Annotated in this window: 14 protein-coding genes; 6 read left to right on the top strand and 8 right to left on the bottom strand. The window is 69.1% G+C overall.

The window, feature by feature from the left end:
• Positions 1 to 204: 204 nt before the first annotated feature.
• Positions 205 to 561 (bottom strand): hypothetical protein, encoded by a 357-nt coding sequence (locus ACIQM0_RS38570; protein ID WP_401295715.1) that lies wholly within the window; start codon positions 559 to 561, stop codon positions 205 to 207.
• 1,075 nt (positions 562 to 1,636) lie between these two features.
• Between ACIQM0_RS38570 and ACIQM0_RS38565 the strand changes: the two genes are divergently transcribed.
• The gene (locus ACIQM0_RS38565) at positions 1,637 to 1,897 is read left to right on the top strand and encodes a hypothetical protein (protein ID WP_401295713.1); all 261 of its coding nucleotides are present in this window, start codon (positions 1,637 to 1,639) and stop codon (positions 1,895 to 1,897) included.
• 18 nt (positions 1,898 to 1,915) lie between these two features.
• On the opposite strand, the gene ACIQM0_RS38560 is transcribed toward ACIQM0_RS38565, so the two are convergent.
• The 6 genes from ACIQM0_RS38560 to ACIQM0_RS38535 form a co-directional block, all read right to left on the bottom strand.
• Positions 1,916 to 2,155, bottom strand: a complete 240-nt coding sequence (locus ACIQM0_RS38560; RefSeq protein ID WP_401295711.1) for a hypothetical protein — start codon at positions 2,153 to 2,155, stop codon at positions 1,916 to 1,918.
• Positions 2,152 to 2,526, bottom strand: a complete 375-nt coding sequence (locus ACIQM0_RS38555) for a hypothetical protein (RefSeq protein ID WP_401295709.1) — start codon at positions 2,524 to 2,526, stop codon at positions 2,152 to 2,154. Before ACIQM0_RS38555 ends, ACIQM0_RS38560 begins: the two co-directional genes overlap by 4 nt.
• 10 nt (positions 2,527 to 2,536) lie before the next feature.
• Positions 2,537 to 3,424, bottom strand: a complete 888-nt coding sequence (locus ACIQM0_RS38550) for a hypothetical protein (protein ID WP_401295707.1) — start codon at positions 3,422 to 3,424, stop codon at positions 2,537 to 2,539.
• 58 nt (positions 3,425 to 3,482) lie between these two features.
• Positions 3,483 to 3,734: a hypothetical protein gene (locus ACIQM0_RS38545; protein ID WP_401295705.1), complete on the bottom strand. Its 252-nt coding sequence runs from the start codon at positions 3,732 to 3,734 to the stop codon at positions 3,483 to 3,485.
• Positions 3,735 to 4,722: 988 nt separating this feature from the next.
• Positions 4,723 to 5,427: a hypothetical protein gene (locus ACIQM0_RS38540; RefSeq protein WP_401295703.1), complete on the bottom strand. Its 705-nt coding sequence runs from the start codon at positions 5,425 to 5,427 to the stop codon at positions 4,723 to 4,725.
• A gap of 474 nt (positions 5,428 to 5,901) precedes the next feature.
• Positions 5,902 to 7,392, bottom strand: coding sequence for a recombinase family protein (locus ACIQM0_RS38535; RefSeq protein ID WP_401295701.1), 1,491 nt, complete (start codon positions 7,390 to 7,392; stop codon positions 5,902 to 5,904).
• A 69-nt stretch (positions 7,393 to 7,461) separates the two neighbouring features.
• Here ACIQM0_RS38535 and ACIQM0_RS38530 point away from each other — a divergent pair, with 69 nt between their 5' ends.
• Entirely contained in the window at positions 7,462 to 7,998 is a 537-nt protein-coding gene (locus ACIQM0_RS38530; RefSeq protein ID WP_401295699.1) for a DUF4865 family protein, read from the top strand.
• On the top strand, positions 7,992 to 8,894 hold the full coding sequence (locus ACIQM0_RS38525) for a phosphotriesterase (protein WP_401295697.1): 903 nt from the start codon (positions 7,992 to 7,994) through the stop codon (positions 8,892 to 8,894). The genes ACIQM0_RS38530 and ACIQM0_RS38525 overlap by 7 nt, the downstream gene beginning before the upstream one ends.
• Before the next feature lie 85 nt (positions 8,895 to 8,979).
• Here the strand turns inward: ACIQM0_RS38525 and ACIQM0_RS38520 are convergent, their stop codons facing one another.
• Positions 8,980 to 10,194, bottom strand: coding sequence for an ROK family protein (locus ACIQM0_RS38520; RefSeq protein ID WP_401295695.1), 1,215 nt, complete (start codon positions 10,192 to 10,194; stop codon positions 8,980 to 8,982).
• A gap of 218 nt (positions 10,195 to 10,412) precedes the next feature.
• Between ACIQM0_RS38520 and ACIQM0_RS38515 the strand changes: the two genes are divergently transcribed.
• The 3 genes from ACIQM0_RS38515 to ACIQM0_RS38505 all read left to right on the top strand — a co-directional run bounded on the left by ACIQM0_RS38515 (position 10,413) and on the right by ACIQM0_RS38505 (position 12,764).
• A complete protein-coding gene (locus tag ACIQM0_RS38515) occupies positions 10,413 to 11,534 on the top strand; it encodes an MFS transporter (protein ID WP_401295720.1) in 1,122 nt (373 codons plus the stop codon).
• A 79-nt stretch (positions 11,535 to 11,613) separates the two neighbouring features.
• Complete coding sequence (locus tag ACIQM0_RS38510) at positions 11,614 to 11,988, top strand: SCO4225 family membrane protein (RefSeq protein WP_401295693.1); 375 nt, start codon at positions 11,614 to 11,616, stop codon at positions 11,986 to 11,988.
• Positions 11,989 to 12,008: 20 nt separating this feature from the next.
• Positions 12,009 to 12,764 carry a maleylpyruvate isomerase family mycothiol-dependent enzyme gene (locus ACIQM0_RS38505; RefSeq protein ID WP_401295691.1) on the top strand — a complete coding sequence of 252 codons (756 nt, stop codon included), beginning with the start codon at positions 12,009 to 12,011 and terminating at the stop codon, positions 12,762 to 12,764.
• Positions 12,765 to 12,782 lie beyond the last annotated feature (18 nt).

Below are 12,782 nucleotides of genomic sequence, written 5' to 3'. Positions count from 1 at the left end.
GGCTGCACACCTACAATCACCACCGCGGACACACCGCACTCAAGGGCCAACCACCCGCCAGCCGTGTCCCCAACCTCACGGGGCAGTACAGCTAGGGCCTCGCTGTTGTACTTGCATATGGGGCCTCTCAGGGCATGCAGGAGAGCCGCTCGGCGGGTCGCTAAGCGGCTCTCAGGGGCTTGGTGGGGTGTCGCGAGGGGGCGACTACCGGAACTTGCTGGCGACGGTGTCGACGGCCTTGCTCAGCGTCGCGTGACGGGGCGTATCGCTCTTTCCGCCGCCGTACTCAACGACGAGTGCGTGCGGGGCGGAGTTGATCACCCTCGCGCCACGTCGCTGGTAGGGAACGCCCCTCCACGGGACGGTTCGCGTCAGCGGCACGACGTCGAATGACGCCTTGTACCAGCCGCTATGTCGGTCGTTCACGGGGTCACCGACGGGAGCAGTCAGCTGCGCTACATGCATGATCTCAACTGCCGCCGCGCGGCAGGCCAGTTGGACGCCGGGGAGGCGGAGCAGCTTGCCGATCCCGCTGAAGTTGCCGGTGTAGCGGGACGCCATTACGCCGCCCGTCGGTGGCGGAGCTGTGACGAACGCTCTCCGCGGTGGATGATCCACCGGCCGGCAACCACCTGAATCCCGCGCACGGGGTCGCCACCGGACTTCCGGGCGTCAAGGATGGTGGCGGCCTCCAGCAGCGTTGCCGCCTGCCGCTCGTTGGCGCTATGGGCAACCTGTCGGGCAGCAACGTCCCACTGGCAGCACCAGGCTGAGCACCAGTCGGTGTAGAACTTCCGCCCCTTGGCGTCGTACTTGTGCCAGCGCGTCAGGCGGCATCCCGCGCGGGGGCACGTGGGTTCTCTCATGTGCGCTCCTTCGAGGAGCTAGAAGGTAAAGCAGTGGCAAAGTAGCCATCGTCTTTACGAGTTACTTATGAGCAAATCTGTCACGGTTAATCGCCTGTGACCTGTGGTTATTGCACTTCGCCATTGAGAAGTCTGCAACCGATTGGCGTGTCCGCTGCTCCCGCGCGTCGCGCTCGGTCCACCGTTCCGAGCCGGCCGGAGGGACGCTGAGGGGGTGCAGGGAGGCCCCTAGAGGCCCTTTTCGGGGGTGTAAGGCCATATCCCCAGACTCGTACAGACAGCGAATCCCACCCTACTTACGGTGCGGAAAGAGCCTCGGAGGGGAGTGATCCCCTGGGGTAGGGGTCGCCGCGGACAGCCGGCCGGTGCTACGCTCACGCTGCGGAGCCCGCTCCGACTGCCACCCAGGGTCGACCCCACTGGGACGCGCCTCTCTCGCGAGAGGTCGCCGCAACGACGTTCCTCGTCGTCCTTGGGGTCAATGCCAGAGTGCTGAGCCTCCACTGACGGCATGTCGCCTCGTGGAGGCTCGCCCATGTGGTCCGCACTCATCCCCACTGCTCTACTGGCCTACGTCCTGACGCTCGTATGCCGAACGGCAATCACCCTCGTGCGTGAAAGCCTCCGTGACACTGCACCATCCGAACGCGCTGCCATCCTGAACAGCCTTGCTCCCGTTGTGTGTGCTTGGGCAGAGGCGCTGTGCTTCTGGCGTAGGCGCTAGACCGAAGCCGCTGACGTGGTCTGCCCACTCGTCTACCGTGCTGGGCATGGGGCTAAGGGACAAGATCACGTCAGCACGCATCGACACAGCCGCACAGGCGCGCATGAAGGCGGGGCACACTGTGTTCGCCTACCGCCTCCAGGTGCCGCAGCTGCCGGACAACGACATGTCGTCAGTGGCTGACGCCATCGAGTCCGTGGAGGCCGTCGGCTGGCGACTGGAACAGATGCAGCCAGACACGTTCATCGGGCGCAGTGCGGTAGGCGTCAACACGTCATGGATGCTGGTCTTCAGGGCTGCCATCTAGGTCCGCGCGGGCCCGGGGTCAGCCCTGCCCGATGGCCGCAATGGCATCGAGACGGACGGTGTACGCCTTCGTTGACACCGTGACGGTAAGCGCGTTCGGGTAGTACTTCGTGAACTGGGGACCGTCGGCCAGGGCGTACGCGAGCGTTCCCGTCAGGGTCTGCCCGCCTGTCAGCTCCACCACAACGGCGGTGCCGTTCAGTTCGATGCAGCGGTTCTTGAGGGCCTGCGTGTACTCGTCGAAGAGAAGGGTCGTCATCGGTTGCTCCAGGTGTACGAGGGTTCGGCGTACGGGTTACGCCCGTCGCCAGTGCGCTGCGGAACTGGCGGCCTCTTGCCGTCAGCGTCCAGGCCGGCACGCTGCCTGTAGCGCTCTGCTCCGTGGCCAACGGTGCCGCTGCCCTGGACATCGGGGCCACGGGCGCCGCCCGAACGGGGGCCCTGCGGGGCGGGATTGGCTGCGGAAATCTCCGCGGCGAAGGAGAGGGCGTCAGCGGTGAGCGCCGCCTCGTCCGCCCCCTGGAGCCTTACGGCCTGCTCCACGGTCAGGCCGGCTGCCAGTGCTGCGCGCACCTTCGCAAGCTCCAGTACGGGTCCGCTCAGGGGCTGCGGAGTGATCTCTTCAGGCATGATTGGCCTCTCAGTAGCTTCGCTGGGCGCGGGACTTGGCCACGCGCTCGCTCTCGTAGGTGGTGTGAGGGTTTGTCGGCTGCGGTGTGGGCCGGATGGGGACGACCATCGGAGAGATGTCCGTCATCGGTCGGCCGTCGGTCACGGCGTGACGTCCGTCGAAGGCGTCCTGTGCGGTGATCACGTCCTCCACCGACTCAGGGATATACGCCGTGCCGATCTGCACCAGCCACACGAGGTGATCGAGCGTGTAGCGCTGCGACTTCATCGCCTCGAACTGTGCTGCCGGGGTGTCGTCGTTGACGCCCTGGACGTCGCCGTGCCCGCTGTTCTTCGCGCGGGCGTACAGGCTGCCGGGGCCGGTGAGTTCGCCCTGCGAGATGGCACTCCACTGAGCTGCCCTCAGCTCCGTCAGCGTCGCAACGAGGGGCCTTAGAGTCGCGTAGGCGCTCGATGCCTCCGCGCCGGCCGTGATCGCCTCGTCCGCGGTGCGGGCGGTGCCGAGATCGGCAAGGTGCTTCTTCGCCTCTGTCAGGAGGTCCGTCAGCTGCGCGCCAAGGTTGGCGAGGATCTCGTCTCTGTTCGCCTCGTACAGGCCCTTGAGAGTGCTGCCGGACAGGAAGTCCCGGTGCAGCGCTGAGAGCCTCACGCGGACGGCGTGAGCACCCACAGCGGCTGTGTACGCCGCATGCGCCCGCTCGTTGGTGGTCTCGTCGAACTTGCCCGACGCAAGGTAGGCGTCAACGGCGTCGTCGGCTACGCGCTGCGCCGCCAATTCCGGCGCTTCGACGATGGGGAGGGACGAGAGCAAGTCCGCGACGCGCTTGCGGCGGGCGTGGTGATCGGCGATCTCCGGGACGGAGAGGTACGCCGCTTCGAGAGCTGGGTTATCGGTCATTCGGTTGCCTTTGCTGGATATGACAGCGCCCCCACCGGTCGGCAGGGGCTGTGTGGTGTCAGGCGGCCTCGTAGAGGCCCGTCGACTCCCAGAGCGCAGTTCGCTCGATGCGTCGGCTACGCAGGCGCGCAAGGACATCCGCGGAGTTCGCTGCGTACCGCTCCTTCGCCTCGTCGCACGCACACACGCGGCACTGCTTTTTCAGACCGGTCGCGTTGTTCGCGTCACGGTGGAAGAAATCAGTCGTCAGCGGGAGCACGGCCCCGCAGGTTCGGCAGGCGCCCGTGGGGCGGCTCGGTACGTCACTCATCACGGTGTCTCCGTCCTTCTCGCTATCGGGATTTCTCGCTGATTTGGCCACAAAAACGGCGCCGCCCCGTAGGGCAGCGCTTCGAAAGAGGTCTAGGGCCAGGCGGAGCGGCGACGAGTGGCAGGGGAGGAGAGAGGCCCTTCCCGACGTCGCTCTACGCCTGGCCTTCCCGCTCAACGTCAAGGGAAAGGCGACCTGGACGGAGCGGGAGTGCGCACGGGACCGGAGCGCGCCCAAAAGGCTGCCACTGCCGGTCCCGCGGTTTGTGGGTCGCGCGCGTGCGCGACGATAAGTGCCTTCAACTTAGTTATGGGGCGCATGTGATGCGACATAGCACCCATAAAGGTACTAATCCGACATAATGGCACTCTACTGTTACAAGATCCGGACATTAGGGCCGTCGGTACCCGCACACCCCCGGCGTCCAGCCGCGATACGCAACCCGGGCCGCACACTCTGCGTGATCGTCGCCCTGTACGCCGCCCTGCGGACCTAACTCGACCCCGGACCACCCAAGTACCCGAGAGGGGCACTCAGGCGCTCTCGGGGGTCGTCAGGGACCGTGGGGGCGTCAGGATGCCTCCCACGCCTCCCCCGGTTCAGTTTCTGACGTCAGATCGGGGCACCCGGAGGGGTCGGAGACAGATTGGCCAATCTGACAGAATCGACCCCTACTTTCCTTAGACCCTTCGTGCGTTAGGGAGAGAAGGAAAGTAGGGGTCGATTCTGTCAGATTGGCAACGTCGCAGGTCAGAGGGCGTGCCAGTTTGGCCACGGTCTGACCAGTCTGACGCGGGGAGGCGACCAAAGGTGACCTACGCCACGCAGGGCAGCCTAACTTAGGCACCTTCGTACGCTCATCTGAGCGTGGAACGCTACTCTCCGCTTCGTCGGAGCGGCCGTAGACGTCGACGAGGCGCACCCCTGGAACGCACGGAGGCCCCGACCGGTGACCGGCCAGGGCCTATCCATGTGACTTAGGGTTATGTCAGGCAGCCATGCCGACCAGCAGTCGCGACGCCTCCGCGCCGGCCATGGCGTTCCAGGGCGACGGGTTGAGCGCCTTCCCGATGCCCGCGCAGTTGCTGGAGCACATCGGCACCCACGCGCCGTCGACGTAGACCGGCTCGGTCACCTCGTCGGCCAGGCACTGGGCGCAGCCCGGGGCGTCACCGGTGCAGTCCACACAGAACACCTCGCCGTGCCCGTTTCGCACGGTGGCGATCGTCTGCCGCTGTCCGCAGGCGTCGCAGGTGGCGAAGTCAGAAACCGGCTGGGCGACGATGACCGGAACGTCATAGAGCGCCGCCTCCGCTTCGAGCACCATCGCCGTGCCGACGGTCGACATCGGGTCGGAGAGCGACGGGCCGTAGACCACGAGGGCCGCGAACTCCCGGACGTCGACGGTGTCGGACGTGGCGACGACCGTGCGGAATCCCAGCTGATCCGTGACGTCGTAGGCGAAGGCCGTCAGGTCGTCGCACTCCGCGGGAGTGGAGCAGGGACCGGTGACGAGCACCGCAGACGTCTCGTCCGTCGACTGAGCGGCGCAGGAGGGGTGAGCGAACACCTGGACACCGTCGACGTGCCCGACGGGGACCATGTCGGCCGTCTCGGACAAGCACTCAACACATGCGACGCCGGAGAGCTGTGCGGGGGTGAGGTTGGCAGCGGTGAGGCCGGATGAGAACATGGTGTGCTCCTTCAGGGGAGTTAAAGGGCCCGCGTCCGCCAAGACCTGCGGGCCCTTTGCCGTGCCGTTCCTTGTAGCCACAACCTACGGTCTCTTGTGGCTACAAAACAAGCCTCGTGTGAAGAAATCTTGTAGCTACAACCGTGCGGCCCCGATCGCGTGGTTTTGTGGCCACATCTTGGATACCGTGGCAGTCATGACGGAGCAGCCAGATACCGAGTACGACACCCCTCGTCGGGTGCGCATGCCTGACGGCGAGTGGGAGCCCTTCCTAGCCGCCGCAAAGTCCTTGCATCCTGACGGCCGCAGCCCCCGGGGCAAGGTGCTGCGGGAGTTCGTGAACTGGTACCTGCGACGGCCCGGGGCCAAGATGCCGGAGCGGCCTCCAGCCGGCCCGTGGAGCACGCCCTCCGAGTAGCCCAGCGCATACGAACGGCCCCCGTCATTGCGTCGACGAGGGCCGTTCGTGCGTGGTCAGCGTTCGTCAGGCGTCGCCCACTCGATGTCGCAGCGTGCGTCACCGTCGAACGGTCGTCCGCGCAGGCCCTGAGTGATCATCACGCGGTCGATGGCGAGGCGGATCAGGTCCCGACGGAGATCAGAGTCAGCAGCCTGCCATGCCTCACTGAGTGCTTCTGGCTCGTCGAACAGCGCCAGGTTGACCGGCCCTCCGTACTCTGCCGCCCGTTCCGACGCCGCCGCTAGGTCTGCCTCCGCCTCTTCCACGAGCCGCGGGAAGAATCGTCCGATCGCGCCGCTGTACACACCGGCCCTGCGGTCCATAGCCAGTTGCTCCAGCGCCTTTTCCGCCGCCTTGACGGCTGCCAGGGCTTCCCGGTGCTCCTCCGTCTCCTCCGGCTTCGTGAGCGCCACCCAGCGTTCCGCCACCGCCACCATCAGCGGGCTGGCGTCGTCGACGCGTGCGGACAGGATGGCCGATTGCCACTCGTCGTAGACGTAGCTCTCCAGCAGCGACCGCATTACCGACGCAGGGCGCGGGCAGGGCTGTCCAACGGTGTACCTGTAGCACCGGTAAGAGCGCCCGTGGATAGCCGTGCCCCCTCCGCAGCCCTCACACGTCAGCAGGCCCGTCAGGAGATGCTTGGGCTTCCGGCTGCGGTGCTCGGGCGCTACCGCCGAGTGCCCAGCGACGGTTAGCCGCGCAGCCTTGATGAGTTCCGGGGGCACGGGTGCTACGTCTTCCGCAAGAACGGAAACGCGCTCCCCTCGCCGGTTCCGGTACGCAATCGAGCGGCCTCCCTTGACCGGCGTCACGGACTGCCACCCTTCGTACACCGGGCTTTGGATGATCCGGTGAATGGTGGAGCCTGCCCACGCGCCACCATTTGGGGATGCCTGCTTGTCGGCCGTCAGCCCTACGGCGATTGTCCGCCCTGACTTCCCCTCCGCCGTTTCGGCAAAGATCCGTAGCACATTCGACCACCGCTTACCGTGTTTCAGTTTTCGCGACGTCGGGTCGGCAATCTCAAATCCGTAAGGCGCGGCGCTCAGCCAGGCTCCTTCTTCCCGCTGCTGAGCTTTCGTGTCGAGCACCCGGTGTGAGAGGAGTTCGGAATACTCGCGCGCCTCTTCCGCCCGGGTGATGATCTGCTTTCGATCGCGCGGCTCCGCGGAGTCCAGTCGCTCGTAGTCGAAGACCAGCCGCTTACCTGAGTCCAGGAGCGGGAGGACGGACCCCGCCCCCCTGCGGGAGAAGCGATCCAGCGCGTAGCACCACAACGCCGGTACTTCGTCAGCGGCCAGCGCCGCAATCGCCTTGTCAAACTCCGGGCGCGTGGTGTCGCTGTAGGCGCTCAGGTTATCGGCCCATCGCTTGCGTACCGTGTAGCCGTGCTCTTCCGCCCATTCCCGTCCGCGGCTCTCTTGGGCCCGGAACGTCAGCGCTTTGTCCCGCTGTCTCGTGATCTGCGACTTGCGAAGGTAGAGGTCAATTTCTTGCGGCACGCAGTCCTCCCCGATAGGCCACGCTCAGTATGGCGTAGTGTCCAGGCGACCCTTCCCGCCGACTACGACATGGGCGTCATCCGTGACCGGGTGGCGGCCAAGGGCCCCCTCCTGGACGACTTCCCCGGACTCGGCATCAAGGCCTACCTGATCCGGGAGCGCGGCAAGAACTCGCCGGTCAACCAGTACGCGCCCTTCTATCTGTGGTCGACACCCGAGGGCATGAACTCCTTCCTCTGGGGCCCCGGATTCCAGGGCGTCGTGCGAGACTTCGGGCGGCCCGAGGTACAGCACTGGGCCGGGCTGTCGTACGAGGAGGGCCCCTCGTCGGCCGCGCTCCCGCGCACGGCCACCCGCCGCCGCGCACCCGTTCCGGCATCGGCCGCTCCGGCGGACGCGGTGGGAGCCGCCCTGGAGGAGACCGGCCGGCTCGCGAAGGTTCCGGGCGCGGTCGCCACGGCGCTCGCCGTCGACCCCCGCGGCTGGGAACTGGTCCACTTCACACTCTGGGACCATCTCGCGCCGGAGGAGCCCGGCGAGCGCTTCGACGTGCTCCACCTCAGCGGGCCGGGGCGCGGAGACCTCGGGGAGGGGCGCCAGTGGTAGCCACGGTCCGCACCGTTCTCGGGGACGTCCCCGCAGGTGATCTGGGGGTGTGCGACGCACACGACCATCTCTTCCTGCGCAGCCCGCTGCTGCCGGGCCAGGAACTGGCCGACCCCGAGGACGCGGCCCAACGGCTGGGTTCCTTCGCGGAGTTGGGCGGCTGCACGGTGGTGCAGTGGACGCCTTACGGGATGGGGCGCGGGGCGGGATCGCTGGCGGGGCTGTCCCGTTCGACGGGTGTGCACGTGGTGGCGGCGACCGGGCTGCACCAGGCGGCGCACTATCCGCCCGCACGGCTCGCCCCGATCCGGGACGGCCTCGCCTCGCTCTTCGTCGCGGAGCTCACGGAAGGGATCGGCTCCACCGGGGTGCGGGCGGGGCTGATCAAGGTGGCCGGCGCCTTCCACGCGGTCGACGCGCACGCCCGGCTCACCATGACGGCGGCGGCCGAGGCCCACCACCGCACGGGCGCGCCGATCGCCGTCCATCTGGAGCTGGGCAGCGCCGCCGGCGACGTACTGGATCTGCTGTGCGGGGAGCTGGACGTAGCGCCGCAGCGGGTGGTCCTCGGGCATCTCGGCCGCTCGCCGGACGGCACCATGCAGCGGGAGGCGGCGCGGGCGGGGGCGTTCCTCGCGTTCGACGGCCCCTCCCGGGCCCACCATGCGACGGACTGGCGGCTGCCCGAGGAACTGGCGGCGCTGGCCGAGGCCGGGTTCGGCGGGCAGTTGCTGCTGGGCGGCGACACCACCGTGCCGGAGACGCCGGGCATGCCGTATCTGCTGCGCCGCCTGCGCCCCCGGCTGGAGAAGGTTCTGGGGGCGCAGGTCATGGCTGCCGCGCTGATCGACAACCCGGCACGGGCGTTCGCGTTCGGACCGGTACGGGATACGTGAGAGTCGGCCCGGGTGGGACGTGTGGCCATGGACCGGGACGGGATACGTGAACGCCAAGGCGGACGCGTAGCCCTCCGCCCCTCTCTCAGGCGAGCGCGCCCAGCGGGTCGTCCAGCACCGGCTGCCAGGCCAGCTCCGCCGCGCCGACCAGGCTGTTGTGGTCGAGGGTGCAGGGCAGGATCGGCACGCTGCCGCTGCGCCCCCACAGGCTGCGGTCGGCGACCACGGCCCGCAGGCGTTCCGGGTCGGCGTCGAGCAGCGCGCGGTGCAGTCCGCCGAGGATGATCCGGTCCGGGTTGAGGATGTTGACCAGCCCGGCGAGACCGAGGCCCAGCCGGTCGATCAGCTCCTCCGCGGCGACGCGCACCGCCACGTCGTCGTACTCGTTGCGCAGCAGGTCCCCGGACTGCTTGAGGAGCGACTCCTCCGGGCCGGGTGCGCGCCCGGCCGCCGTGAGGAAGGCGAGCGGGTCGGTCTCGACGTCGAGGCAGCCGCGGCCGCCGCAGTGGCAGGGCCGGCCCTCCGGGTTCACCGTGAGATGGCCGACCTCCAGGGCCAGCCCCGAACTCCCGCTGTGCAGGCGGCCGTCCAGGACAAGCGCCCCTCCGACACCACGGTGTCCGGTGGCCACGCAGAGCAGGTGCTGCGCGCCGCGCCCGGACCCGTGCCGGTGCTCGGCGAGCGCGGCGAGGTTGACGTCGTTGCCGGTGAACGCCGGTCCCGCGATGCCCGCTTCGCGGACGCATGTGGCGAAGATCTCGCGGACCGGGGCGCCCGCGGGCCACGCGATGTGGAGCGGGTTGAGGGCGGTGCCCTCCGGCTCGGCGACCGCGGACGGCACGGCGAGCCCCGCCCCGACGCACCGCAGCCCGCTGTCCCGCAGCAACCGGGCACAGTCGTCCACGACTTCGCCGATGACCTGCGCCGGGTCCGCCGTGATGGTGACGCATCCCGGGGCGGTCGCGACGAGCCGGCCGCCGAGCCCGACCAGCGCGGCCCGGAAGCCGTCCGCGTGGACCTGGGCCGCGACGGCCACCGGCCCGGACTCCCGCACCGCCAGCCGGTGCGAGGGACGCCCCTGCGAGCCCGCGGCCGAACCGGGGCTGGAGTCCACCCTGATCAGGCCGAGCGCCTCCAGCTCCGCCGCGACCGCGCCTGCCGTGGCACGGGTGACACCGAGCTCGGAGGTGAGGACCGCACGAGTGGGCGCTCGTCCGGTATGGACCAGTTCCAGCGCGGGCCCGAGCGCACTGCGGCCCCTCTCCAACTTCGTCCGGGTGGTGGTCACCTTGCCGTTCATGGGGGCGAGTCTCCCATGATCCGGAGGTGTTGCGGACGCCGTGGTGGCCGGGTTCCCCCCTTGCGCGTACCCGGCCGTCGGCCGTCTTGCGCCCGTTGTCGGCGGGCCTCTATGCTGACTTTGTGCCGCAACTAAACAAACTGCGGACGGCCCTGCCGGGGGGAGCGGGCGGCAACCCCGCCCCACCCTCGTCCTCCCGTCTCCGTACCGCGCTGACCGTGTTCTTCGCCCTCGACGGGTTCCTCTTCGCCGGCTGGGTGGTCCGTATCCCGGCCATCAAGCAGCAGACCGGCGCCTCGGCCGCCACCCTCGGCCTCGCACTCCTCGGCGTATCCGCCGGCGCCGTGATCACCATGATGCTCACCGGCAGGCTCTGCCACCGCTTCGGCAGCCACGCGGTGGCCGTGGTGTGCGGAGTGCTGCTCCCGCTCAGCATCGCGCTGCCCGCGCAGACCCATTCGGCACTCTCGCTCGGCCTGGTGCTGCTGGTGTTCGGTGCCGCGTACGGCGGGATGAACGTGGCGATGAACAGCGCCGCGGTGGATCTGGTCACCGCCCTGCGGCGCCCCGTGATGCCCAGTTTCCATGCCGCCTTCAGCCTCGGCGGCATGGTCGGTGCCGGGCTCGGCGGGCTGGTGGCCGGTGGCCTCTCGCCCGCGACACATCTCCTCCTCCTGACCGGATTCGGACTGCTGGTGACGGCCGTCGCGGGCCCGGTGCTGCTGCGGCACACGGTCGCGAAGCCCGCGACGGAGGCGGCCGCGAGCACGGAACGCCCCAAGCGCCTGGACGGACGGGCGCGCCGCGTGGTGCTGCTCTTCGGCATGATCGCGCTCTGCACGGCGTACGGCGAGGGCGCCCTGGCCGACTGGGGCGCGCTCCACCTGGAACAGGATCTGCACGCCCACCCCGGGATCGCGGCAGCGGGATACTCGCTGTTCGCCATGGCCATGACGGCGGGCAGGCTCAGTGGCACGGCGCTCCTCGAACGGCTCGGCCAGACCCGGACCCTGGTCGCGGGCGGCGGCACCGCCGCGGCGGGCATGCTGCTCGGTTCGCTCGCCCCGACCACCTGGCTCGCGCTCCTCGGGTTCGCCGTCACCGGGCTCGGCCTGGCCAATATCTTCCCGGTCGCGATCAGCAGGGCCGGCGAGCTGGCGGGCCCCGGCGGAGTGGCCGCGGCCTCCACGCTCGGATACGGCGGAATGCTCCTCGGACCGCCCGCGATCGGCTTCCTGACCGACTGGTTCTCGCTGCCGGCGGCGCTCACCACGGTGGCCCTGCTGGCGGCAGCGGCGGCGGCGCTGGGGTATGGCGCCCGCAACGTGGCACACACATGAGCGAGTGAGTAGGAGTACTCAGGCAGAAACGGTTCCCCGGACGCACGATGGAGAAGTCAGCCACCAACGGGGAGCAACGATGAACGAGCCGGTCATGACCAAGCGGCACCTTCGCTCAATCGCACGTCTGACCTTCGGCAACGCCGCCTCACTGATCTATCTGGGAGTGGTGGCGGCCACTGCCGTGTTCGTCACCGTGGACACCCTGTTCGTCGTCCATGAGGACGCCTCGTTCGCCGGGGTCTGGCTCTTCTTCCTGGCGGCGCCCAGCGTGTTCGTCTTCCTCCTCGGCAGCTCGATGTGGGGCACGGAGGCGGCCGGGCCCGACTGGTACATGTACCTGGCCCTGACGGTGTCCGTGCTGGTGCAGTCGTTCGCCCTCGGCTGGTTCGTACGCCTGCTGCTGCGCGGCGGTGCCGGGCAGACGCGTTCCGCTCACCCCCAGGGCGTCTGACCACTGGCACAATCCCTGCCATGGAGATCGCGGAGCACATCAACACCCTTGCCTCCGAAGGCTGGTTGCTGGCGGAAGCCGCGCAGGAGGCCGGAACCGGGGCTCCCGTGCCGACGTGCCCGGGTTGGCGGGTGCGGGACCTGCTCCGGCACACCGCGATGGTCCACACCTGGGCGGCCGCCTTCGTGGCCGAGGGACACACCACGTACGTCCCCGACGCCGGGGAGCCCGACCTGGACGGGCCCGAGCTGCTCGGCCGGTTCCGTGAGGGACACAGCCGGCTGGTGGACGTCCTGCACAGCGCGCCGCCGGACGTGACGTGCTGGACCTTCTTCGCCGCGCCGTCGCCGCTCGCCTTCTGGGCGCGGCGGCAGGCGCACGAGACGACGATCCACCGGGTGGACGCGGAGTCCGCACGCGGCGGGGCACTGTCCCCCGTGGCAGCCGCGCACGCCGTGGACGGCGTCGACGAACTGCTCCGGGGGTTCCACACCCGCCCGAAGAGCCGGCTGCGCACCGAGGTGCCCCGCACGCTGCGGGTGCGGGCCACGGACACCGGCACGGTCTGGACCGTACAGCTCTCGGCGCAGCCGCCGCGGGCCGTGCGCGGGACCGGGACGCCGACGGACCGAGCCGTGGACTGCGAGTTGAGCGGCACGGCCCAGCAGCTCTGTCTCTCGCTCTGGAACCGGCTGCCGCTCACCGTCCTCACCCTGACCGGCGACCCCGGTCTCGCCCGGCTGTGGCGCGAGAACTCCGCGGTCACCTGGTCCTGAGCCGACGCCCCCTTCAGC

This window comes from Streptomyces sp. NPDC091387 (assembly GCF_044756945.1).
Lineage (GTDB): Bacteria > Actinomycetota > Actinomycetes > Streptomycetales > Streptomycetaceae > Streptomyces.
The sequence above is the reverse complement of the archived record's forward strand: the minus strand, read 5'-3'. Positions and strand labels throughout refer to the sequence as shown.